Here is a 22,596-nt window from a genome sequence, read left to right on the forward strand (position 1 = left end):
GTGAAAAACTTGCTGGCACCGTGGCTGAACGCCCGCCTTGAGCGACATCAACTGCAGTCACCACCGCGGGTCGTTTCCGCGCCGATCAAAAAAAGGCGCGGCGTCCTTGGGAGGCGGAACGCCGCGCAAACCGGAAGGCCTTCGTACGGCCGCCCGGAGGAGAGATTACTTGACCACCAGTTGCGGCGAGACCACGTCGATGCCCAACGCCTTGCCGACCGCATAATAGGTCAGCTGCCCGGCATGGACGTTGAGGCCGTTGAGAAGGTTGGGGTCGTCGGCACAGGCCTGTTTCCAACCCTTGTCGGCCAGCGCCAGCATGAAGGGCATGGTGGCGTTGCCAAGCGCGATGGTCGAGGTTCGCGCCACCGCGCCGGGCATGTTGGCGACGCAGTAGTGCATGATACCGTCGACCTCGTAGATCGGATCGGCATGGGTGGTGGGCTTGGAGGTTTCGAAACAGCCGCCCTGGTCGATGGCCACATCTACCAGGGCCGCGCCGGGTTTCATGGTCGAAAGCTGTTCGCGGCTGACCAGCTTGGGCGCGGCGGCGCCCGGGATCAGCACCGCACCGACGACCATGTCGGCGGTCTGGACCAGTTCGGCGGTGTTGCCCTTGCTGGCATAGGACGTGTTGAACTCGCCGCGGAAGGCATCGTCGAGATAGCGCAGCCGTCCGAGGTTCATGTCGAGTACGGTCACGTCTGCGCCCATCCCACTGGCGATCCGCGCTGCATGGGTGCCGACCACGCCGCCACCGATGATCACCACCTTGGCCGGGCCGACACCGGGCACGCCGCCCAGCAGAACGCCGCGCCCGCCATTGGCTTTTTGCAGCGTCCACGCTCCGACCTGCGGCGCCAGTTTGCCTGCCACCTCGGACATCGGCGCCAGCAGCGGCAATCCGCCACGGTCATCGGTCACGGTTTCATAGGCGATGGCGGTGCAGCCCGAGGCAAGCAGATCCTTGGTCTGCTCGGGGTCGGGGGCGAGGTGGAGGTAGGTGAACAGAAGCTGGCCTTCGCGCAGCATCTTGCGCTCGACCGCCTGCGGCTCCTTAACCTTCACGATCATGTCGCAGATCGCGAAGATCTCGTCGGCAGTGTCGAGGATATGGGCGCCAGCGGCGACGTAATCGGCATCGGTGAAGCCCGAACCGGCCCCGGCGCCGGTCTCTACGATCACCTCGTGGCCGTGGCTCACCGCTTCGCGGGCGGCATTGGGCGTGAGGCCGACACGGAACTCCTGCGGCTTGATCTCTTTCGGGCAACCGATTTTCATGGTGTTCTCTCCTGGTTGGAACTCCCTTGTCTGACAGAATGTCGCGGTCGAGCCGCAATTGGATTGAAATTCGAACCTGCCGCGCTGGACAGTTTCGAAGATTCTTCGATAAGTTCGGACAAAAGCGGGAGGAGCGTGCGTAAATGGAGCTCGACTCAATTGATCGCCGTATCCTGAATGCGCTTCAGCGCAAGGGCCGGATGTCGAATGCCGAACTGAGCGAGGCAATCAATCTCAGCCCCAGCGCCTGTCACCGGCGGGTGCAGCGGCTGGAGAAGGAAGGCTTCATTCGTGACTACGTGGCGCTTCTCGACGCCCGCAAGTTGGGCGTGCCAACCACCGTTTTCGTCGAGATCACGTTGCAGGGCCAGGCCGATGAGGTGCTGGATGCCTTCGAGAAGGCCGTGAGCCGCATTCCGGACGTGCTGGAATGCCACCTGATGGCGGGGACGGCGGATTACATCCTCAAGGTCGTGGCCGAGAACACCGAAGATTTCGCCCGTATCCACCGCCAGCACCTGGCCCGGCTGCCCGGGGTGGCGCAGATGCAGTCGAGTTTCGCGCTGCGCACCGTGTTCAAGACCACGGCGTTGCCAGTCTGATTCCGCGTGAATTTTTAGCATTTTCGCATAAATCCCTAAACAAATCCCGGGCTGCCGTTAACGGCGGCTTATCCGAGACGGACAAAAATGGCGCACCCTTTGGAATTGTGCCATGGCTTTCAGCATCTTTGCGCTGGATAATGAATTCGCGGTTGCAACCGGCGCGAACGTCAACTCGTCGCCGGGACAATCTGGTTTCGACTATCCGCCGACCTCGTCGACCAATCTGGTGATCACCGTCAAGGAGGGTGACACCGATCCGCGACTGTTCGAGGTCGGCGATATTTTTGACATCAGTTTTGGCGGGCCCGGCGGGGCGCATGTTCTCACCGACGCGGTGGTGATCCGCTCGGATGCCACGCCGGATGGAACCGGCGGGGTAATCGTGTTCGAGGGGCGCGACGAAAATGGTGACCTGACCCAGGTGGTCTGGACCTCGGATTTCGACCTTGAATCCTGGTATTTCGATAATTTCGTCGCCGGCCAACCGCCGCAGTTCTATACCACCGACCAGAATGCCGCCTATTCCCACTCGTTTGTCTGCTTCGCCGGGGACACGCGGATTGCCACCGCGCTGGGTGGCATTTGCGCCGCCGATCTGTGGGAAGGTGACAGGCTGGAGACGCTCGATGCCGGGTCGCAACCGGTACTGTGGATGCGCCGTCGCCAGGTGGCGGGGCAAGGAGCGGATGCGCCGGTCCTGTTCAGTCCCGGCACGATCGGTAATTTTGCGCCGCTGCGCCTGTCGCAGCAACATCGCGTGCTGGTGCGGTCGCCGCTGGCCGAACTGATGTTCGGCAGTTCCGAGGTGCTGGTCCCGGCCAAGGCAATGGTCAACGGTGTCGATATCCGCATCGATCCCTGCGCGCGGATCGAGTATGTCCACATGTTGCTGCCAGCGCATCACCTGGTCTTTGCCGAAGGGGCGTTGTGCGAAAGCCTGCTGCCGGGCGAAGTCGTGCAGAGGCGCATCGATCTGCCGCCTGCCCTGGCGCAGCGGCCCTACACGGCGGCACGGCCTCTGCTGACATTTACCGAGGCGATGGTGCTTCTGGGCACCGGTCCCTTCCCGTTGCCACCGGTGCACCGGCGCGGCGTCCGCAGCGCTGCGGCTGCGCTCTGACGACACGTTCGGCCTTCCGGTGCGGCCGAGTTTCGCCCTAAGCTCATTTCGGAAGGGGCCAGCGCCGGAGGACAGCAATGGATTGGGATCACATCATCGTCGGCGCCGGCAGCGCCGGCTGCGTGATGGCGAAACGGCTGGCCGACTCCGGCCGCAAGGTGCTGGTTCTAGAGGCTGGCGGGCGCGACAATTATCACTGGGTGCATATCCCGGTGGGCTATCTCTATTGTATCGGCAACCCGCGCACCGACTGGATGTTCCGCACCGCCGAGGAACCGGGGCTCAATGGCCGGTCGTTGCTCTATCCGCGTGGTAAGCTGCTGGGTGGCTGTTCGTCCATCAACGGCATGCTCTACCTGCGCGGCCAAGCGGCCGACTATGACGGCTGGCGACAGATGGGGCTCATCGGCTGGGGTTGGGAGGACGTGCTGCCGCTGTTCCGGAAATCCGAGGATTACGTCGACGGCGCGTCTGAGCTGCACGGCGAAGGCGGCGAATGGCGGGTCGAGAACCAGCGTCTGCATTGGCAGGTGCTGGATGACTGGATGAACGCGGCAAAACAATGGGGGCTGCCAGAGACCCGCGATTTCAACACCGGTGACAACGAGGGCGTGGGCTATTTTCGCGTCAACCAGCGCAAGGGTTGGCGGATCAACACTGCCAAAGCCTTCCTGCGCACTGCCACCGGGCCACGGTTGAAGGTCGAGACCCACGCCCATACCCGGCAGTTGCTGATCGAGGCCGGCCGTGTGGTGGGTGTGGAATACGAACAAAATGGTCAGGTGAAGACGGCGCGTTGCGGTGGCGAGGTGGTGCTCAGCGCCGGCGCCGTCGGCTCGCCGCAAATTCTGCAGCTGTCGGGCGTGGGGCCGGGGGCGCTGCTGCAGCGTCACGGTATCGACGTGGTGCGGGACCAGCCGGAGGTCGGTGCCAACCTGCAGGACCATCTGCAACTGCGCTGCGCCTGGCGGCTTGAGGGGGCGAAAACGCTCAACACGTTGGCGAATTCACTCTGGGGCAAGGCCAAGATCGGGCTCGAATACGCGCTGCGCCGCACCGGCCCGATGGCGATGTCGCCCAGCCAGTTGGGTGCGTTCTCGCGCAGCTCAGACCGGGTGGAAACGGCAGATCTGGAATACCACGTGCAGCCGCTCACGCTCGAGGCCTTCGGTCAGCCGCTGCATGATTTCCCGGGACTGACCGCCAGTGTCTGCAACCTGCGGCCCGAAAGCCGCGGCACGGTCGAGATCACCTCGCCCGAGCCGAAAGCCGCGCCGAAAATAGCGCCGAATTATCTGAGTACCGAAGGCGATCGCGCGGTGGCCCTTGCCTCCATACGGCAGAGTAGGGAAATCATGGCACAGGCCGCCATGTCGAAATATACGCCGCAGGAAATCAAACCCGGGCCGGAGTATCAGAGCGACGAAGAGGTGGCGAAGGCAGCAGGCGATGTCGGGACCACGATCTTCCATCCGACCTGCACCATACGCATGGGGATGGATGAGGCCGCGCCGCTCGACGAACGGCTGCGTTTCCGTGGTCTGCCCGGCCTCAGGGTGGTTGATGCCAGCGTGATGCCGAAGATCACCAGCGGCAACACCAATTCGCCCACCATCATGATCGCCGAAAAAGCGGCCGAAATGATGTTGGCCGACGTTAAGGTCTAAACGTAAAGGAAAATCAGGCGACCAGGTCGCCCAACAGATCGACCGGCATCGGACCGTAAAGGTCGTTCGCGTCCAACGGGCTGTCGAACACGGTGTCGTACCCCATGTCCTCGAGTGCCGCGACCGTCATTTCCGACAGGAAATTGTTGGAATCGATATAGCCGGTCATGATCTCCTGGTTGAACAGTGTCTCGTCCCAATGGCCGCCGGCCGTTCCGGCCCCGCCATCGGTTTCGATCGGGATGCCGATGTCTGAGTCGGGATCGTTCGCCGCGATTTCGGTAAACTCGTACTGATAGACCGCGGTGGCGTTTTCGCCGGTGAACCGGATGTCACCGCCGGAGACCGAGCCGGTTGTCAGTCCCATATAGGCCCACATCGTGCCGAAGCCGAGCGTGTGCAACATTTCGTGCAGGACGATGGCGTCCCAAAGACCGTTGTTATAGTAGGTCTCGGCATCGGCCATATCGAACTGCATCATGCCTTCGTACGGCAGGTAGGTGCCGTTGCGGATCAACGTCGGCCCGGCCTGTCCCAGGATGCCGCCACTGCCGTCGATCGGGACCAACTCGGCCGAGATCGTGATGTCGTCATAGGTGGTGCCAAAATAAAGCACATCCGGCAGGTCAGCGAGAATGATCTGGCTGAGGTAATCCGCCGCCGCGATGAAGGCTTGCTGCAAATCCTCGGTCCAGGTGCCTTCGAACTCGATGGTGATGTTATAGGACGTGGCCGCGTCTCCGCCGCTGGTATAGCTGATCAGCGGGCCGATGTTAACGATCGCACCGTTTTCGTCGCGATTGCTGCCATCTTCGTATATGGCAGTTTCACCGCCGTTCTCGGTCACCCTGGGGTTGTCGTTTTCGTCCCGGTTGCCGTCGCCGGCGCTCACGGGGGCGGGGCCTTCATCCGGGCTCGGTGTGCCGTCGCCGTCGCGATGCGTCGTGCTGTCAGCGATGTCATCCGCGCCGAGGGCGGTACCGGTTTTGTCGTCTTCCCCAGGCGCAGGAGCAGCGGCGGCATCAGTTTGTGCCGCAAGACGATGCGCGGCAGGAAATGATGCGCGACCGAACTGGAACACATCGGCCACCGGGTCGAGGATTTCGGTGCCGACGAGTCGACTGGCTGAGGCGTGTTTCAACATGAACTCACTCCGGTTTGAAGCACCGGATGATGTCGTGGCTAGGTTGTGGACATTCTAGCCGCACTGATGGCTGAAAAAAGTGGTCAAATTGGGTCAGCACCCTGCCGACAAAGTGGAGACCCCTTCGTTCGGCGCCATTCCGCCGGTATCCCCGGTGCCGGTGTCGGTGTCGGTCCCGCCGGTGGATCCACCGCTGTTGTCCGGTTTGCCGCCGAAGATGAAGGTACCGAGTACGATTACATCGGCGATTTGCCCGGGATCTTGATCGGAAGAACCGAGGTCGACGCAGAGTTTACGGCGCCGGCATTGGCATTGGCCACCCGGTCACGCAATTTCTGGCCAGTTGGCGCTTCTGACTGCCAATTGCAGCGAATTCATCGCTGCCCCCGAACCTATCAGGAGTGCCCACTTGGTTGGGACCGGCCATTCGGTGACGGCAACCGCGCCGAAGTGACGCCGCAGTTTAGTTGGTCATTCTTCGCCGATCTTGTCCCAGGTGCGTGTTTCAAAATCGCTGGCATCATGGCGTTCGCGCAGCTGGAACTCGGGGTTGCCGGTGGCGCGATTCACCATGCGGCCGCGGCTCGCGGCGGGGCGGGCGTCGATCTCTTGCGCCCAGCGCTGGACGTGCACATAGCTTTCCACGTCGAGGAATTCGCCGGCTTCGTAGAGCCGACCCAGCGCCAGTTGCCCGTACCAGGCCCAGTTGGCGATATCGGCGATGGTATACTCCTCACCGGTCAGGAACTGATTGTCCCCCAGCCGCTTGTCGAGCACGTCGAGCTGGCGTTTCACCTCCATGGCGAACCGGTTGATCGGGTACTCCCATTTCTCGGGCGCGTAGGCATAGAAATGGCCGAACCCGCCACCCAGATAGGGCGCGCTGCCCATCTGCCAGAACAGCCAGCTCAGCATCTCGGGCCGGTTCGACCCGAGCAAGCGGTCGAACTTTTCGGCCAGGTAGAGCAGGATCGCGCCGGATTCGAACACCCGCGTCGGCGTGTCGGTGGAATGGTCCATCAGCGCCGGGATCTTCGAGTTGGGATTGACCGCGACGAAGCCCGAGGAGAACTGATCGCCCTCCATGATGTTGATCAGCCAGGCGTCGTATTCGGCCTCTTCGATGCCCAATGCCAGCAACTCTTCGAACAGCACCGTAACCTTGACCCCGTTGGGCGTGGCCAGCGAATAGAGCTGGTGCGGGTGCTTGCCGACCGGCAGTTCCTTGTCATGGGTCGGCCCCGAAACGGGGCGATTGATGCTGGCGAAACGACCGCCGGACTCGGCTTCGTGTTTCCAGACTTTGGGGGGGGTGTAGCTGTCGGACATCGCGCGTCTCCGTCGTTGCGTGGTTGCGCGAGTAAGGCACGCGACCACGCGAGATGGAAGACCCGTCGCAATACTGTGATGGTTCTGGACGCAGCGGCACCCGCACGCCGGCGAAGGCCGATCCGCCCGCATCCGCGTTGCCCGTGGCCTGTGGTCTGGCAGTGCCTATCCCAGCCAATCGTCGATCACGCTCTCCAATCCCGGCCAGTCGGTGTAGTCCCTGTCCGCGTCCAGGTCGGCCTCGGGGTCTTTATTGGCCAGGATTCGGCGCATGATGAACCGGGTGAAGATATCGTAGTCCGAAGGCCGGTAGGCGCCCGCGATCTGTTCGACCCGGTCGGGTTTCCAGCCGGTGGCTTCTTCGAATTCGTCCAGGATACGATCCAGGGTTTTCCAGTCTTCCGCGTCATGGCCGGCCGCGGCGAGGGACACCGACAGGAACAGGGTCGGCATTGCCGCAAGGGAATTGGCGTGACTCGACGCGAAATCGGTCAGGGCCCGCCGGTAGTGCCCGACGTGAATCGGCGCGGCCAGGATCACCCGGTCGAACCGCTGCAAGTCGACGTCGCCGGCATCACCAAGGGCGAGCAACTCGGCAGTGTTCCCGGCATCATAGATCCGGTCGGTGACATGGCGTGCGATCTTCCGGGTATGTCCTTCGCGGGTGGCATAGGCAACAAGAACTTTCATCGCTGTCTCCTTCGGATCGCGTTTGGGTCCGGACGCCATGCAGATCACCTCCTCCGTGCTCTGCAATGGCGGGTCATGCCTATTGCGGCAGGCAAAGGTCACGCAATGATGTCGGTCAAATCGCGGGAAAACCAGTCGGTTTGAGTCTTGGCGCGGTCATTTCCGCAAAAGCCGCGGCGTATAAAACGACAAACCCCCGGGGCCGGGCCGCGGGGGTCGTCAAATTCTTCACGTCCGAAATCGGTCTGCTCAGAGCAGTCCTTCGCGCTGGGCTTTCTTGCGGGCCAGTTTACGGGCCCGGCGGATCGCCTCGGCTTTTTCGCGCGCTTTTTTCTCGGAGGGCTTCTCGAAATGTTGCCGAAGCTTCATTTCGCGGAAGACACCTTCACGCTGCAACTTCTTCTTCAGGGCACGAAGCGCCTGATCGACGTTGTTATCGCGAACGGTCACCTGCATGTGGTTGTCACCACCTTTCTAGGTTTGAGTTTCGTGAAAAGCAGGAGGGGGCCGTATAGCAACTCGGTTCCAGTTTGTCTAGGGTGGCGGCAAAGGAGTCGCCGTGATGTCTGACGCAAAGGAAAAGCTGCTCGATGCTGCGCTGAGCCACGTGCCGTTCGACGGCTGGAGCGACGAAACATTCAACGCCGCGATCCGCGACACGGGGCTCGCGCCGGGGCTGGCGCGGGGGCTCTGCCCGCGCGGGGCGGTGGACCTCGCCATCGCCTATCACAAGCGCGGCGACCGGCAGATGGTCGAGCGGCTGGCGCAGACCGACCTGTCCGCCCTGCGGTTCCGAGACCGCATTGCCACGGCGGTGCGGTTCCGGCTTGAAGCGGTCGAGGACCGCGAGATCGTGCGGCGCGGCATGACGCTGTTTGCCCTGCCGCAATACGGGCCCGACGGTGCGCGGCTGCTGTGGGAGACGGCGGACCTGATCTGGCGTGCGCTGGGGGACGGGTCCGACGATATCAACTGGTATACGAAACGGGCGACGCTCAGCGGGGTCTATTCCGCCACCGTGCTCTATTGGTTGGGCGACGACAGCGAGGACCATGCGGCGACATGGGATTTCCTCGACCGGCGGATCGGCGACGTGATGAAATTTGAGCAATTCAAGGCGAACATGCGGGCCAATCCCGGCCTCATGCGGCTTCTGAAAGGGCCGCTCGACGTGCTGGGCCGGATTCGCGCCCCGAAACCGCACGACGACATGCCGGGCAGCTGGAGACAATAGGAGAAAGCGATGGGCGAGATGATGCGGGCGGTCGAGATCAGTGAGCCGGGCGGGCCGGAGGTTCTGACGCTTTGCCAGCGGTCGCGACCGGTAGCGGGTCAGGGCGAGGTGGTGATCAGGGTCGCTTATGCCGGGGTCAACCGGCCCGACGCGCTGCAACGGGCCGGCAACTACGCGCCGCCGCCTGACGCTTCGGACCTGCCGGGACTGGAAGCCGCCGGCGAGATTGCCGAAGTCGGTCCGGGCGTGAGCGCGTGGAAGGTTGGCGACAAGGTCTGCGCCCTGTTGCCCGGCGGCGGCTATGCCGAATACGTCAAGACCCCGGCGGCGCATTGTCTGCCTGTGCCCAAGGGGATGGGTCTGCGCGAGGCCGCCTGCCTGCCGGAAACCTATTTCACCGTCTGGACCAACGTGTTCATGCGCGGCGGGCTGATGGCGGGCGAGCGCTTCCTGGTGCATGGCGGCTCTTCCGGCATCGGCACCACGGCGATCCAGCTGGCACAACATTTTGGCGCCCGGGTCTTCGCCACCGCCGGCTCGGACGAGAAATGCAAGGTCTGCACCGATCTCGGCGCCGAGCGGGCGATCAACTACAAGACCGAAGACTTCGTGCAGGTGCTGAAGGCGGAAGGCGGCGCCAACCTGATCCTCGACATGGTGGGCGGCGATTACATCTCGCGCAACCTCAAGGCGCTGGCCGATGACGGCCGGCTGGTTCAGATCGCGTTTCTGTCGGGGCCGGTGGCCGAGCTCAACTTCGCGCAGCTCATGGTGCGACGCCTGACGATCACCGGTTCGACGCTTCGGCCACAGAGCGACCTTGCCAAGGCACGGATCGCGGACGAGCTGCGGGCGCAAGTCTGGCCGCTGCTGGATGCGGGCACGGTGGCACCGGTCATGGACAGTGAATTCGCCCTTGCAGACGCGGCACAGGCGCATGCGCGGATTGAAAGCCCGGGGCATGTGGGCAAGATCGTGTTGAAAGTCGGTGCGTGAAACCACGCACCCTACAGGGAGAGACATAATGGCGAAGACAGTCATCATCGAGGAATTCGGCGGGCCGGAGAAACTGAAGGTCGTTGACCGCGAGGTCGGTGATCCGGGCCTGGGCGAGATTCGCATCGCGCAGCAGTTTGCCGGGCTCAACTTCATTGATGTTTACCAGCGCACGGGGATGTATCCCGGTCAGTTGCCGCTGAGCCTCGGGATGGAGGCCGCCGGGATCGTCGACGCCGTGGGCGAAGGCGTCACGCATCTGAAACCCGGGGATCGGGCCGCCTATGCCAGCATGCCGCCCGGCGCCTATGCCGAAGTGCGGGTGATGCCGGCGACGCAAGTGGTCAAGCTGCCCGACGGGATCGGCTTCGACACCGCCGCGGCGATGATGCTGCAGGGCCTGACCGTGGAGTATTTGTTCCATCGCATTTGCCACGTCCGCAAGGGCGACACGGTGCTGTTCCATGCCGCCGCCGGGGGTGTGGGCCTGATCGCCTGCCAATGGGCGCGGTCGGAAGGGATCAACCTTATTGGCACCGCAGGTTCGGACGAGAAATGCGCGCTGGCGCTGGAACATGGCGCGACGCATTGCATCAACTACCGCACCGAGGACTTCGCAGCGAAGGTGCGCGAGCTGACCGACGGGCGCGGGGTCGATGTGGTGATGGATTCCGTGGGCGCCGACACGTTCGAAGGCTCGCTCAATTCGATCCGGCCGCTGGGCTGGATGATTTCCTTCGGCAGCGCTTCGGGTCCGGTGCCGCCGTTTTCGATTGCCGAGCTCGGTGCAAAAGGCTCGATCAAACTGACCCGCCCGACGCTGTTTACCTTCATCGCCGAACGCGAGACGTGCCAGAAAATGGCCGATCACCTGTTCGAGAAAGTCGAAAGCGGTGCGGTTAAAATCAATATTGGCCAGCGTTTCAAACTCGACAATACTCGCGCGGCGCACGAGGCGCTGGAAGCGCGTAAAACCACCGGGTCAACAATTCTGGAAATCTGAAACGCACCGTAAACGTGACGCGAAATTGCGTCATTTCCCGGAATTCGAGCGACGTTATCGGCGGGTTTTCGCCATGCGTGTAAGTATCTGCGAATAGGACGTATATTTTTGAGTTGATCGGAATTAGGGAATTGAAAATCAAGAATATGCGGCGCAACACTGCGTAACTCAAATTACTCAGGAGCAATTCCCTTGGCCAAGGCACAGAAAATATCCATGGCGCAACTCAATGCCATGACACTCACGGAACTCAAATCGCTCGAAAAGAAAGTGGTAAAGGCGATTGCCAAGTTCGAAGAGCGGGAAAAGAAAAAGGCGTTGTCGACGCTGAAGGCGAAAGCCCGAGAAATGGGATTCTCGCTCGACGAGCTGACGGCAGCGCAACCCAAGGCCCCGGCGGCGAAAAAACCTGCCAAGAAGGTACCGCCGAAATATGCCAACCCGGATGATCCGACGCAGACCTGGACCGGCCGCGGTCGCCGTCCGGTCTGGGTGACGCAGGCGTTGGAAGCCGGAAAAAGCATCGACGACCTGTCGATCTGAAATCACGTTCGAAAATCAAACGGGCGCGCCAAAAAGGGGATGAGGGCGCGCCCGTTTACGTTTTCAGAAACTCAGCGGACCGGATCGAACAAAGCGTCTTTCATTCTGCAGTCATTCACCGTGTCGCGCCCGCAGGGCACGGGTTTCAGCGATTTCGACAGGCAAATTCGCGCCTCCTGAATGCGCCCCTGTTTGCAGGTGATGGTGATCATGTCGGGCTCGAGTCCCGGATTGGCCTTGAGAAAAGCCTCTTCCACGACAGTCGCAGGCAGTTTTACCGGCTTGTGCAATTTTCGGAAAATTTCCGGTCGATTGAAACTTTCGAAAGCCTGTCGCGACACCTCGTAATATTCGGGTGCCGACAGCCCGCTGCAGACGCCGTGTTTCTTCCACTGATACCAGGCCAGACCTGAGGTTCCCATGATATCAGCCATGGCGTTGGTCAGGCTGCGCCGGGGTTGCGGCTCGGCTGTCGGACAAAAGGCCGGCCAGCCGCGGTGGTATTGCGGCCAGAGCCCGTGCAGCGTCCAGCCGAAATCGCGGGACGCATCGCACTGCGACGAGCCGCGGGCATCGCCCTCGATGGCGCACCAGTTGGGCGACCAGGACAGCGCCATGACCCAGTAGTCGAATTCGCCGGCCTTCTCGCCGTCGGCCCGCGCCAGCCCTGCGAAAATCAGCAGAAACGCGGCCATTGCCTGTTTCATTCACTCTTCCCTTCCGCTTCTGACCGCACTATATACCGCCCAAGTTCCCCGACAACGGAAACCCGGCCGCAAGCGGTCAGCCCCTCCAGGGCACGGGACAGTCGTATTCAAAGGAGTGATGAGATGTCGGACAAACCATTGATGGCCAAGGCCACTGCCGTCTGGCTGGTCGACAACACCACGATCGGCTTCAAGCAGATCGCCGATTTCTGCGGCCTGCACGAGTTGGAAGTGCAGGGCATCGCCGATGGCGACGTGGCCACCGGCGTGAAGGGCTTTGACCCGATCGCCAACAACCAGCTGACCCAGGACGAGATCGACGCGGCGGAAAAGAATCCGCTGCACAAGCTCAAGCTCAAGTTCAATCCCGCCGCCGTGGGCGAGGAAAAACGCCGTGGTCCGCGTTACACGCCGCTCAGCAAACGGCAGGACCGTCCGGCGGCAATCCTGTGGCTGGTGAAGTTCCACCCCGAGCTTTCCGATGCGCAAATCTCGAAACTGGTTGGCACCACCAAGCCGACGATCCAGTCGATCCGCGAGCGCACGCACTGGAACATCTCGAACATTCAGCCGATCGATCCGGTGGCGCTGGGCCTGTGCAAACAGTCCGAGTTGGACGCCGTCGTGCAGAAAGCCGCCGCGAAAAGGGCTCGCGAGGGCGAGGTGATGAGCGACGACGAGCGTCGCAAGCTGGTCTCGACCGAGCAGAGCCTTGGCATGGAGGCCGAGCCGAAGATCCCAACCGCGATCGAGGGGCTCGAGACTTTCTCGCTGACCGGCGACGACGAGGATGAGAAAAAGGACGAGGACGAGATCCTTGACGCCGACAGCTTCTTCAACCTGCCCTCGGGCGACGACGAGGAACAGCCCGACTGATCGGGATTTCCGCGCAATGAAAAACCCCCGCCCGGACCATCCCGGGCGGGGGTTTTCTTTTGCCGGGGGTGTCTTCCGCCACCATAGTGGCGGATGACGCGACAAGGATATGCCGCTTGGACAGGAACATCGCCCTCTATCCCTGGTTTCGTTTCTTCCAGAACTTGATGTTCTGGCACGGCATCTGGTTTCTCTACTTTCAGCGCACGCTGTCGGCGGCGGACGCGATCCTGCTCTACGTGGTCTATGACATTGCCACCACCGCTCTCGAGGTCCCCTCCGGCTACCTGTCTGATCGCTGGGGACGCAAGATCGCGCTGGTCGCCTCGGCCGCATCCGGCCTGGTGGGGGCCTTTTTGCTGACCACCGGTAACAGTTTCATCGCTTTTGCCCTGGCCCAGGCGGCGCTCGGCGCGTCGATGGCGTTTACGTCGGGTACGGACAGCGCGCTGCTCTACGAATCGCTTGCCGCCGCGGCCCGGGCGGACGAGGTCGAGCGACAGGAGCTGCGCGCCTGGCGGTTCGGCTTCGTGGCCCCGGCTCTGGCGGCTGTGTTGGGCGGGGCGATGGCGCTCCATTCTTTTCTTCTGCCGTTCCTGTTCGGCGTGTTCGCCTATGGCGCGACGCTTTGGATCGCACTCGGTTTCCGCGAACCGGCCCATTCCGACAGACCTGTTCCGCAGGGGGCAGAACTCATGCGGCTCACCTCGCTCCGCGCCGCGCTGACCGAGCCGGTTCTGGTCTGGCTCTTCTGTCTCGGTCTGCTGATGTATGTCTTCAGCCACGTGCCTTACGTCTTCGGCCAGCCTTTCATTTTCGAAGCCCTGAAATCTGCCGGTCTCGAAACCGAGGCGCCTCTGGTCAGCGGTATGGTCAGCGCGGCGATGATGATCCTGTCGGTGATCGCGTCGCTGTTTGCACTGCGGCTGCGAGAACGGCTCGGCCTGCCCGCGATCCTGCTTTTGGCCTTCGCGATGCAGATCGGGGTGATTGCGGTCCTGGCGCTGACAGCCAGTACGCTCGCTATTGCCGTGCTGTTCCTGCGGATGGTGCCGGACTCGCTCTCGCGTCCTTTCATCCTGGCCCGCATCCAGCCGGTGCTGAGCGACGAGAGCCGGGCTACCTATCTGTCCCTGCGGAGCTTTGCCGCGCGGCTGGTCTTTTCGGCGTCGCTTTGGTTCGCCTCGCTCGGGGCTTCGGGCGAGGGCGAAATGGCCTATGACGAGCTGCGCGCCGTGCTCGGCGTGTATGTGCTGGCCGGGCTTATCGGGCTTGGCGCGCTGCTGCTGGCCGCCCAGCGGCTGCCGATCGAAGCCAATCCTCAAGCGTGATCGGTCTGTCGGACCATTCGTCCCAACCGGTCGGCCGGCGTCCGGCACAGAGTCGTCCCGCCGCGGACTCGGCCGGGCCACTGAGTGGCATTGACCGCACGGCGCCTTTGCGGAAGACTGCGCCCTCATGAGCACCGAGCCCCTTCCTGCCCTGCCCGACACACCCTTCTGGTGCGCCTATCAGGGCCGTTTCGCCGGCTTTCCCACCTGGCCGATGTTCGACCGATTCTGGCCGGTGCTTGCGGTCAGTGGCGGTGAGTGGTTCATCCTGGACCTCGACAGCGGCACGCTGCCCGAGGCTCCAGCCAGTGCCGAGGGGTTCGCAGCGCTGCTGGCCGAGGCGCAGGCGATGTATGAGCCGGCGCGATCGCGGTCGTTCGCCGGCGTAGTCTTCGCCGATGATGCCGCAAACCCCAGTTTCGTGAAGCTCTTCGATCCCTGGAAGATGGGCGCGAGCTGCGGCTCGTCCGGCGAACGCATCCTGCCGCGCTGGGTGCTGAGCCGGATGCGCCCCGATGCGCTACCGGTCACAGATGCCGAACCGCGGACAGCGGCGGGGTTCTTTGCCCGCATCGCGGGGCGGGACTAGCCGGTCACGAACGCCGCCGCATGCCGCCCGGCCCATCTGCCGGTGGCGAGACAGGCGGTGAGCAGATAGCCCCCTGTCGGGGCTTCCCAGTCGAGCATCTCGCCGCAGGCAAAAACGCCGGGTTGGCGGCGCAGCATCAGGCCGTCATCGAGCGCCTCGAACCGCAGGCCGCCGGCGGTGGAAATCGCTTCGTCCAGCGGACGCGGGCCCAGATGCGGCACCGGCAGCCCCTTGAGAAGCGGCGCGATATCGGTCGGCAGGGGGCGTGCGAACTCCATCACCAGCGCCTGTTTCACCGGGTCGAGCCGCAGCCCTTTACGCAGCCGGTTCGACAGACTCTCCTTCGGCGGGCGCGTGTTCAGGCGGGCGCGGATGCTGTCGACGGAGAGGTCGGGAAGCAGATCGAGCGTCAGCGGCGCACCGTCGCGCATCGCCCGTGAGACGGCATAGATACCGCCGCCCTCCAGGCCGCGGGACGAGAGGGTGAATTCCGCCCTGACCTCGGTCTCGCCGGCTTTCAGCACCACGTTTTTCACCGGTGCGCCGAAATGCCGGGCCATGTGATCGGACCAATCGATCACGAAGCCCATATTGGCTGGCCGGAAAGAGGCAAGATCGCCCGGGGCAAACTGGCGCGTCCAGGCCCCGTCCGAGCCCAGCCGCGCCCAGCTTGCGCCGCCGCAGGCCAACAAGGTGACGCGGGGCGCCAGCGTGACCCGGCCATCGGGCGTGTCGACATTCCCGCCGCCCTGCCAGCGCCAGCGGGTCTTCAGCGTCACCCCCAGCCGGTCGAGCCGCCGCAGCCACGCTCTGAGCAGTGGCGACGCTTTCATAACGCGCGGAAACACCCGACCCGATGAGCCGGTGAAAACCACCTGCCCCAGGTCTTCGGCCCAGGCTTTCACGTCTTCTGGTCCGAACGCTTCGAGCATTGGCCGCAGCACCGTGGCCCGGTTGCCGTAGGCCGCAAGGAATGTCTCGAACGGTTCGTCCTTGGTCAGGTTCAGCCCCGATTTCCCGGCCATCAGCAACTTGCGTGCGGGGGAGGGTTTGGCCTCGGCGATGGTCACCGACAGCCCGGCGCGCGCCAGTTCCTCCGCCGCCATCAGCCCCGCCGGCCCGGCCCCGATGACCAACGCGTCGCTCACGCCTCGTCGGAGTCCGCCGACCGCATCTCGATCACCCGGCGCGGATAGGGGATTTCGATGTCATGTGCCATCAGCGCGTTCCACACCGCGAACAGCACCCGCGGCGTGAACTTGTTGCGGCCGTCATCGATACCGTTGACCCAGAATTCCACCGCGAAATCGACTCCCGACTCGCCGAACCCCCGGAGTTCGCAATCGGGGTCGCGTTCACCGTCTTTACCGCCGGCGAGCACGAAGTCGAGATCGCCCACGGCCTTTTCGATGATCCCCGGCACCTTGTTGATATCGGTGTCGTAGCTGACCGAGAACGACGCCTCGTAGCGGTTGGCCGAGCCGCTGTCGGAATAGTTAACCACCCGGGTGGTGATGAAATGCTCGTTCGGCACCACGATCCAGCGGCCGTCATAGGTCTCAAGAATCGTCGCTCGTGCCGTCATCTTGACGATGGTGCCGGCCTCGCCGCCGTCGAGTTCGACATAGTCGCCGACCGTCGCCTGGCCTTCGAGCAGCAGGATCACTCCCGAGATGAAATTCGAGGCGATCTGCTGCAACCCGAAGCCGATGCCGACGCCGATGGCGCCGCCCAGCACCGCCAGAGAAGTCAGCGAAATGCCCATGATGTTCATCAGGAGCAGGAAGGCGGCACCGAAAATCGCCACCTCTGCGGCCTTCTGGGCCAGCGTGCGCGTGGCCGGCGGCATTTCCTCCTGGCTCTGGATGAAGGCGGTGGACTGATTGTTCGACCAGCGGCCCAGCCAGAACAGGACCGCGCCGGCGATGACACCGCGGACCAGCGCCATGACCGAAAACGAGATGTTGCCGAGCCGGATGACGGTTTCGCTGAGCTTCGTGGTGAGGTCGTCGAGCAGCCCCACGGCATAGATCGCCATCACCGGAACCAGCACGTAGCGCCCCAGCAGCTTCAGGAACGGATCGCGGATGATCTCTTTGACCAGGATGCGGGCGGCGAGGAACAGGAAAAGGCGCTTGCCGAACGCGATAACCGCGCCCGACCCGAACAGCGAGCGGGTGACGCTTTCGCCGATGCCGGTGAAGACATAGGCCAGCAATGGCAGCACCAGCGGCACGAACAGCAGCACGAAGCGCCTGGCGGTGGCGATCAAGCTTTCCTGCCCCTCTGGAGGCGTCAGCAGTTTGGTCAAGACCGGCCGCAGACGGCGGCTGACCAGAAGGGCGGCGAGATAGGCAACGAGCAGCAGGCCGAATTGCGACCAGGCCGCGGGGGACATCAGCCAGGTCCTGGCAATGTCCCAGCCTTGTTGCGCATAGTCCAGCGCCTGGGTCACGATTTCCGGTTGGCCTTCCATATTCCGTCCTCACTCGTAAAATTGCGACCATGAATTGCCGATTGACAGGCCAAGGACAAGGGGGCGCGGTGTGACAGGCGACCCGATCTGCCCATTGTGCGACCGCCCGATCCCCGAGGGCGTGCCGCAAAGCCGGCACCACCTGGTGCCGCGGCTCAGGGGCGGCAAGGGTCGCGAAACAGTGCTGCTGCACCAGATCTGCCACAATGAGATCCATGCCAGCCTGAGCGAGACCGACCTGGCGCGGGCCTATTGCACAATCGAGGCGCTGCGCGCTCACCCAAGACTGGCAAAGTTCATTGCCTGGGTGGGCAAACGCCCTGCGGACTTCCGCTCGAAAGTGCCAGGCAAGCGGCGTGGCCGGCGGTAGACGGTGCCGAGTGTACGGGAATGGATGTCAGTTCCTGGCCTGAAGGGGACGTTCCCTGTTCGGATCGCGCCGCGATCCGACCGAGGCGGGGGAGGCGCTGCCTCCCCCGCACCCCCTCCGGGATATTTCAGGTCAGATGAAGGAAAACACGCTTGTCTTCCTCTTTCTTCAAATATCCCGGGGGGTCTGGGGGGCTGGCCCCCCAGTCGGTCGGAGTCGCGAAGCCAATTCGAAACCAATGACCCTTCCAGGCCACTAACGGACGTCCTGGGACCATCCCTGATCAATGCGTCTCGCGCTGCCCAGTCAGCCAGTGGTCGAGCCGCCACATCCCCCAGGCCAGCGGGATCGCCGCCAGCCCGCCCACGACGTAGGCCAGAGGTTCGTCGCCGAAGCTTTCGAACAACTGGGTATAGGCATGGATCGCGGCGAAGGTCAGTGCGGTGTTGAACAGACCGCGATGCGCCCGCCAGGCGGAATAGGCGATCATGCCGGCCAGGGCCACGGCCCAGAAGACCGAATAGACTCCTTCCGGAATGTAGAGTGCGGTTTCGCGGAAGGCATCTAGCGCCTCGCCCCAACGGCTCCAGCGGTCCTCGCCGGTGAAATCGCTGCGTTGCGGTCCCCACATGGTCTCGCCGACGTAATCTCCCCACAGCGAGCCGACCAGCGCGCAGAGATTGGCAACAACGAAGGCAAGGATGGCAAGGATACGGGCGTGGCGGGCCAGCCTCTCGGGCCGGTGGCGCACGATCAGCAGGGTGACGATCATCAACGCCGCCATTTGCATGATCGAAAGCGTCGGCTCAGGCGAATAGAAGACATAGGCGGCGTGGAAATAGGCGGTGCCGGTATCGAGCGCCTGTGCGAATGGTGCGATGGCCAGCGCCGTGACCAGCCGCACGTCAATGAACCAACCCAGCAGGGCGAGTGCCGCGGCGGCATAGAGGTAGAACAGCGCCTTGACCGAGCCGGTCAGCCCGATCTGATCCAGCCAGAGGCCGAGTCCGGCAAGGTGAAAGGCGAACGCCATCAGAAGGATCGCGCCGGTGACGAAAGCTGCTGACTGGCGGGACTTGAGGAAGGCGGCGGTGAACAGCCCGAGCAGTACCAGCCCGCCCAGCGTCATCACCGGGCCGGCGGCGTCTTCGAATTTTTCCAGAAGCTCGACCGTGGCGCCGCCGATCAGCATGCCTGCGCCAATCAGCGAGGCAGCATTGCCGAACATCCGGTAGAGCATGCCGCCGCGGAACAGGATCGCCATGCCTGCGGCCAGCATGACCAGTCCGAAGACCGCTACGGTCAGCGCGTCGGCCAGCCAGAAAATAAGCCCCAGCGTGGCGGCGAGGATGCCGAAGGTGAGAAACGTATTGATCGCCAGCGTCATCATCGCCTGACGCCCCCGAGCCCGGATCTCGCAGGCCTGGTCTTGGGTGATCACCCCGTCGGCGACAAGGGTTTCAGTATCGGCGACGACATGCATGGGCAGGTCCTCCTGCGGGCAGCGTAGCACGAAATGGTCGAGACGGGGGAAGCCTCGTCTCAGGGGCAGTGGAGAGGGTGATGCAATGACCTTGGGTGCGGTGGAAAAGTGCCTTATCCTCCCTGGCACAGGGTCTTGATCGCTGTTGCGATCGCGGGCCTGGCCGCCAGCGTGTCGGTGGCGATGGTGCGGGCGACGTCCAGCACATCCTGCGGTTCGGCGATCCGGTCGATCAGCCCCATCTGCAACGCCTCCGGCGCCGCGATTTTCTGTCCGCCCATCAGGATCAGCTTGGTCCGCGCCGGGCCGATCAGCCGTTCCATGCGGCCGGGGTCCGAGGGCTGCGGCAGGAAGCCCAGCTTCATCACCGGATAGAAGAACTTGGCCCCGGGCACCGCGATCCTGAGATCACAGGCCAGAACCATGCCCATCGCGCCCCCCGCCAGCGTGCCGTTCAGGGCGGCAATCGACAGTCCCGGCAGCGCCGCGATGGCGCCCGACAGCCGTTCCCAGAGCGGCGATGTCGCCAGCCCCGCGCGGGCTTCGTCGAGATCGGCCCCGGCCGAGAACACCTTGCCCCGCCCGGTCAGGATCAGCACCCGTGCTTCTTGCGCTGCCTCGGCGATCTCTGCCAACTCCTCCAGCATCGCGCCGGTCAGCGAATTGGCCTTGTCGGGCCGGTTCAGTGTGACGGTCCACAGCCCGCCGTCCTTGTCGAGTTCGATCATGCCACGCCGATCCGCTTGCGGATCGCCTCGTCGCGCAGGGATATTTCTTCGCCGAGGAAGGCGTCGGCATCCGCCGAACACATCCAGGCCAGGCATTTCGCCGGCCATTCGGGCGGGATATGGTCCTCCCAGCCGAGCTGGCTCACCGGGTTGACGCCGCTGGCCTTGATCTCGCGCTGCATCTGGGTGGCTACGGTGCCGGGCGACAGGCCCATTGCCCGAAGCCCCCAGTCGGCGCCCTCCTTGTGAGCGCATTTGGTGAGCATCGCCGCGCCGGCCTTGGAGGTGCAGTAATGGCTCCAGCCTTCCAGCGCGTTGTGGGCCGCTCCCGACGAGATGGTGATGATCGTGCCGCCGCCTGATGCCCGCATCACCGGCATCGCCGCACGCATGCCGTAATAGACACCCTTGAGGTTGATGTCGATGACATGTCCCCAGTTGTCGGGGTCCGACTCGGCCAAGTGTGAAATCGGCTCGATGACCCCAGCATTGCCGATCAGGATATCGAGCCGCCCAAACGCGTTTAGGCACAGATCGACCGCTGCCTGAACGTCGGCATACCGGCTGACGTCGCAAGCCACGTGCCGGGCCGCCGGGCCGATTTCACCGGCAATGCGGGCGATCTCGCCGGTCTCGCGGGCCGCCAGAACGACATTGGCACCGCGGGCTGCAAAATCGCGCGCCGCCGCCTCGCCGATGCCGCGGCTTGCCCCGGTGATCAATGCGCATTTTCCTGTCAGATCAGTCATTCTCGCCTCTCCTGTCCAGTTCCCAACTTGGTAAACCGACCTTCGGGCGCGGTCCAGTCGCAAGCGCTCTTGATTCTCTTGACGCGAGCGCAGAGACTGACCGCAGAATTTTTGGCTGGAAGGACAACCACATGTCGAAATGGATGAAATTGAGCGGTTCGACCGCGATTTGTGCTTTGATGACCGGGTCGGCCGCATTTGCCGATGTCACCGCCCAGGATGTCTGGGGCGACTGGAAATCTTACATGCAGGGTTTCGGCTATGAGCTGATCGCTACGGAGGCGACCTCGGGCGGCACCCTGACGGTGAGTGATATCACCATGGGCATGACCCTGCCCGAGGGCGCGGGCGCCATGAAGATGACCATTGGCGAATTGAGCTTCACCAACAATGGCGACGGTACAGTAACCGTGACCATGCCGGCCTCGCAGGAGATGAAGATCAACGTTGCGCCGGCGGATGACTTGCCGGCTGATGTCACGCTGGATTATACCAATGACGGGTTCAAGATGCTGGTCTCGGGCAGCGTCAACGACATGACCTACAGCTATTCCGCAGCATCTATCGGTGTGAACCTGAAAGAGGTCGTCGTGGAAGGGACCGCCGTTCCGATCGGCGCAGCCCAGGTCGCGGTGCGCGATATCAATGGCCGATCGACTGTGAAAACCGGCAACCTGCGCGAAATCATGCAGTCGATGAAAGCCGGGGCGATCACCTACAACATCGACTTCGCCAACCCCGAAAACGCAGGCGAATTTGCCAAGGTCAACGGCACGCTCGGCCTTCTGTCTTTCGATGGGACCGTGAACATGCCGTTGGGCGAATTCGACGCAGCCAACATGGGGGAGATGCTGAATGCCGGCTTCGCGGTGGACGGTACATATGGCTACACCGGCGGCAACATGAACTTCCATTTCGCCGATGACGGCGAAACCGTTCAGGGCTCGTCGAGTTCGGAATCGGGAAGCTTTTCCGTCGGCATGTCGCGTGACATGCTGAAATACATCGTCGGCGCCAAGGGCCAGAAGGTGAACTTCATGGGCAGTGAAGTGCCCTTCCCGATCGATTTTTCCTTTGGCGAAGTGCTGTTCAAGATGGTGATGCCGGTGTCGAAAACCGACGAGGCGCAGGATTTCGCGCTGGGCATAACGCTCGGCGATTTCGTCACTTCGGACATGATCTGGGGCATGATCGACCCGGCCGGGCAACTGCCGCGTGATCCCGCCACCGTGGCCTTCGATCTCAGCGGCAAGGTCAAGCTTGCCTTCGACATGATGGACCCGGAACAGATGGCCGCCGTCGAAAGCGGTCAAATGGGCATGCCCGGCGAGGTCGAGTCGCTGGCGCTCAACAATCTCGAAGTGACCGCCGCGGGCGCCTCGCTGACCGGCAAGGGCGGTTTCGACCTCGACTTCCCGACCGTGATGATGAGCCAGGGGCAAGAGGGTATCGACGGCGCCCTCGACCTGCGGCTTTCCGGCGCCAACGGGCTGATGGGTAAGCTGGTCGAAATGGGCCTGCTGCCGCAGGAGCAGGTCATGTCTGCGCAGATGATGATGGGCATGTTCGCCGTTCCCGCTGGTGAAGACGTCTATACCTCGAAAATCGAGATGAAGGCGGACGGCCAGGTTCTCGCTAATGGCCAGCGGCTGAAATAAACCCTCTCGGCCAAAGC

23 protein-coding genes are annotated in these 22,596 nt (G+C 63.2%); 12 read left to right on the forward strand and 11 right to left on the reverse strand.

Annotated features, from left to right (window positions below):
* Positions 1–165: 165 nt before the first annotated feature.
* Complete coding sequence (gene ald, locus NO357_RS07830) at positions 166–1,281, reverse strand: alanine dehydrogenase (protein WP_306735079.1); 1,116 nt, start codon at positions 1,279–1,281, stop codon at positions 166–168.
* 143 nt (positions 1,282–1,424) lie between these two features.
* On the opposite strand from ald, the gene NO357_RS07835 reads away from it, so the two are divergent.
* The 3 genes from NO357_RS07835 to NO357_RS07845 all read left to right on the forward strand — a co-directional run bounded on the left by NO357_RS07835 (position 1,425) and on the right by NO357_RS07845 (position 4,673).
* On the forward strand, positions 1,425–1,883 hold the full coding sequence (locus NO357_RS07835) for an Lrp/AsnC family transcriptional regulator (protein ID WP_306735080.1): 459 nt from the start codon (positions 1,425–1,427) through the stop codon (positions 1,881–1,883).
* Positions 1,884–1,995: 112 nt separating this feature from the next.
* Positions 1,996–3,006 carry a Hint domain-containing protein gene (locus NO357_RS07840; protein ID WP_306735081.1) on the forward strand — a complete coding sequence of 337 codons (1,011 nt, stop codon included), beginning with the start codon at positions 1,996–1,998 and terminating at the stop codon, positions 3,004–3,006.
* Positions 3,007–3,083: 77 nt separating this feature from the next.
* Positions 3,084–4,673 carry a GMC family oxidoreductase gene (locus NO357_RS07845; protein WP_306735082.1) on the forward strand — a complete coding sequence of 530 codons (1,590 nt, stop codon included), beginning with the start codon at positions 3,084–3,086 and terminating at the stop codon, positions 4,671–4,673.
* A 13-nt stretch (positions 4,674–4,686) separates the two neighbouring features.
* On the opposite strand, the gene NO357_RS07850 is transcribed toward NO357_RS07845, so the two are convergent.
* The 4 genes from NO357_RS07850 to rpsU form a co-directional block, all read right to left on the reverse strand.
* The gene (locus tag NO357_RS07850) at positions 4,687–5,817 is read right to left on the reverse strand and encodes a leishmanolysin-related zinc metalloendopeptidase (protein WP_306735083.1); all 1,131 of its coding nucleotides are present in this window, start codon (positions 5,815–5,817) and stop codon (positions 4,687–4,689) included.
* 471 nt (positions 5,818–6,288) lie between these two features.
* Complete coding sequence (gene yghU / locus NO357_RS07855) at positions 6,289–7,146, reverse strand: glutathione-dependent disulfide-bond oxidoreductase (protein ID WP_306735084.1); 858 nt, start codon at positions 7,144–7,146, stop codon at positions 6,289–6,291.
* 165 nt (positions 7,147–7,311) lie between these two features.
* Entirely contained in the window at positions 7,312–7,836 is a 525-nt protein-coding gene (locus tag NO357_RS07860; RefSeq protein ID WP_306735085.1) for a flavodoxin domain-containing protein, read from the reverse strand.
* A gap of 249 nt (positions 7,837–8,085) precedes the next feature.
* Positions 8,086–8,292 carry a 30S ribosomal protein S21 gene (rpsU, locus tag NO357_RS07865; protein ID WP_306735086.1) on the reverse strand — a complete coding sequence of 69 codons (207 nt, stop codon included), beginning with the start codon at positions 8,290–8,292 and terminating at the stop codon, positions 8,086–8,088.
* A 106-nt stretch (positions 8,293–8,398) separates the two neighbouring features.
* Here rpsU and NO357_RS07870 point away from each other — a divergent pair, with 106 nt between their 5' ends.
* The 4 genes from NO357_RS07870 to NO357_RS07885 all read left to right on the forward strand — a co-directional run bounded on the left by NO357_RS07870 (position 8,399) and on the right by NO357_RS07885 (position 11,612).
* Entirely contained in the window at positions 8,399–9,070 is a 672-nt protein-coding gene (locus NO357_RS07870; RefSeq protein WP_306735087.1) for a COQ9 family protein, read from the forward strand.
* 9 nt (positions 9,071–9,079) lie between these two features.
* On the forward strand, positions 9,080–10,066 hold the full coding sequence (locus NO357_RS07875) for an NAD(P)H-quinone oxidoreductase (protein WP_306735088.1): 987 nt from the start codon (positions 9,080–9,082) through the stop codon (positions 10,064–10,066).
* Positions 10,067–10,094: 28 nt separating this feature from the next.
* Positions 10,095–11,069, forward strand: coding sequence for a quinone oxidoreductase family protein (locus tag NO357_RS07880; RefSeq protein ID WP_306735089.1), 975 nt, complete (start codon positions 10,095–10,097; stop codon positions 11,067–11,069).
* 192 nt (positions 11,070–11,261) lie between these two features.
* Complete coding sequence (locus NO357_RS07885) at positions 11,262–11,612, forward strand: H-NS histone family protein (protein ID WP_306735090.1); 351 nt, start codon at positions 11,262–11,264, stop codon at positions 11,610–11,612.
* 71 nt (positions 11,613–11,683) lie between these two features.
* Here the strand turns inward: NO357_RS07885 and NO357_RS07890 are convergent, their stop codons facing one another.
* The gene (locus tag NO357_RS07890) at positions 11,684–12,319 is read right to left on the reverse strand and encodes a ribonuclease T2 family protein (RefSeq protein WP_306735091.1); all 636 of its coding nucleotides are present in this window, start codon (positions 12,317–12,319) and stop codon (positions 11,684–11,686) included.
* A gap of 123 nt (positions 12,320–12,442) precedes the next feature.
* Between NO357_RS07890 and NO357_RS07895 the strand changes: the two genes are divergently transcribed.
* From NO357_RS07895 to NO357_RS07905, 3 genes are all read left to right on the forward strand, one after another.
* A complete protein-coding gene (locus NO357_RS07895) occupies positions 12,443–13,195 on the forward strand; it encodes a DUF1013 domain-containing protein (RefSeq protein ID WP_306735092.1) in 753 nt (250 codons plus the stop codon).
* 116 nt (positions 13,196–13,311) lie between these two features.
* A complete protein-coding gene (locus tag NO357_RS07900) occupies positions 13,312–14,526 on the forward strand; it encodes an MFS transporter (RefSeq protein ID WP_306735093.1) in 1,215 nt (404 codons plus the stop codon).
* A 127-nt stretch (positions 14,527–14,653) separates the two neighbouring features.
* Positions 14,654–15,115 (forward strand): hypothetical protein, encoded by a 462-nt coding sequence (locus tag NO357_RS07905; protein ID WP_306735094.1) that lies wholly within the window; start codon positions 14,654–14,656, stop codon positions 15,113–15,115.
* Here NO357_RS07905 and NO357_RS07910 read toward each other — a convergent pair.
* The gene (locus NO357_RS07910; RefSeq protein WP_306735095.1) at positions 15,112–16,263 is read right to left on the reverse strand and encodes a TIGR03862 family flavoprotein; all 1,152 of its coding nucleotides are present in this window, start codon (positions 16,261–16,263) and stop codon (positions 15,112–15,114) included. The genes NO357_RS07905 and NO357_RS07910 overlap by 4 nt on opposite strands.
* Positions 16,260–17,591: a mechanosensitive ion channel family protein gene (locus tag NO357_RS07915; RefSeq protein ID WP_306735096.1), complete on the reverse strand. Its 1,332-nt coding sequence runs from the start codon at positions 17,589–17,591 to the stop codon at positions 16,260–16,262. The genes NO357_RS07910 and NO357_RS07915 overlap by 4 nt, the downstream gene beginning before the upstream one ends.
* 70 nt (positions 17,592–17,661) lie before the next feature.
* On the opposite strand from NO357_RS07915, the gene NO357_RS07920 reads away from it, so the two are divergent.
* Positions 17,662–17,961, forward strand: a complete 300-nt coding sequence (locus tag NO357_RS07920) for an HNH endonuclease family protein (protein ID WP_306735097.1) — start codon at positions 17,662–17,664, stop codon at positions 17,959–17,961.
* Positions 17,962–18,244: 283 nt separating this feature from the next.
* Here the strand turns inward: NO357_RS07920 and NO357_RS07925 are convergent, their stop codons facing one another.
* From NO357_RS07925 to NO357_RS07935, 3 genes are all read right to left on the reverse strand, one after another.
* Positions 18,245–19,444: a hypothetical protein gene (locus NO357_RS07925; protein ID WP_306735098.1), complete on the reverse strand. Its 1,200-nt coding sequence runs from the start codon at positions 19,442–19,444 to the stop codon at positions 18,245–18,247.
* Positions 19,445–19,557: 113 nt separating this feature from the next.
* Complete coding sequence (locus NO357_RS07930; RefSeq protein WP_306735099.1) at positions 19,558–20,172, reverse strand: enoyl-CoA hydratase/isomerase family protein; 615 nt, start codon at positions 20,170–20,172, stop codon at positions 19,558–19,560.
* The gene (locus tag NO357_RS07935; RefSeq protein WP_306735100.1) at positions 20,169–20,921 is read right to left on the reverse strand and encodes an SDR family oxidoreductase; all 753 of its coding nucleotides are present in this window, start codon (positions 20,919–20,921) and stop codon (positions 20,169–20,171) included. Before NO357_RS07935 ends, NO357_RS07930 begins: the two co-directional genes overlap by 4 nt.
* 131 nt (positions 20,922–21,052) lie before the next feature.
* On the opposite strand from NO357_RS07935, the gene NO357_RS07940 reads away from it, so the two are divergent.
* Positions 21,053–22,579 carry a DUF2125 domain-containing protein gene (locus tag NO357_RS07940; RefSeq protein ID WP_306735101.1) on the forward strand — a complete coding sequence of 509 codons (1,527 nt, stop codon included), beginning with the start codon at positions 21,053–21,055 and terminating at the stop codon, positions 22,577–22,579.
* The last annotated feature ends 17 nt before the right edge of the window (positions 22,580–22,596 follow it).

The organism is Marimonas arenosa, from assembly GCF_030848945.1.
Lineage (GTDB): Bacteria > Pseudomonadota > Alphaproteobacteria > Rhodobacterales > Rhodobacteraceae > Marimonas > Marimonas arenosa.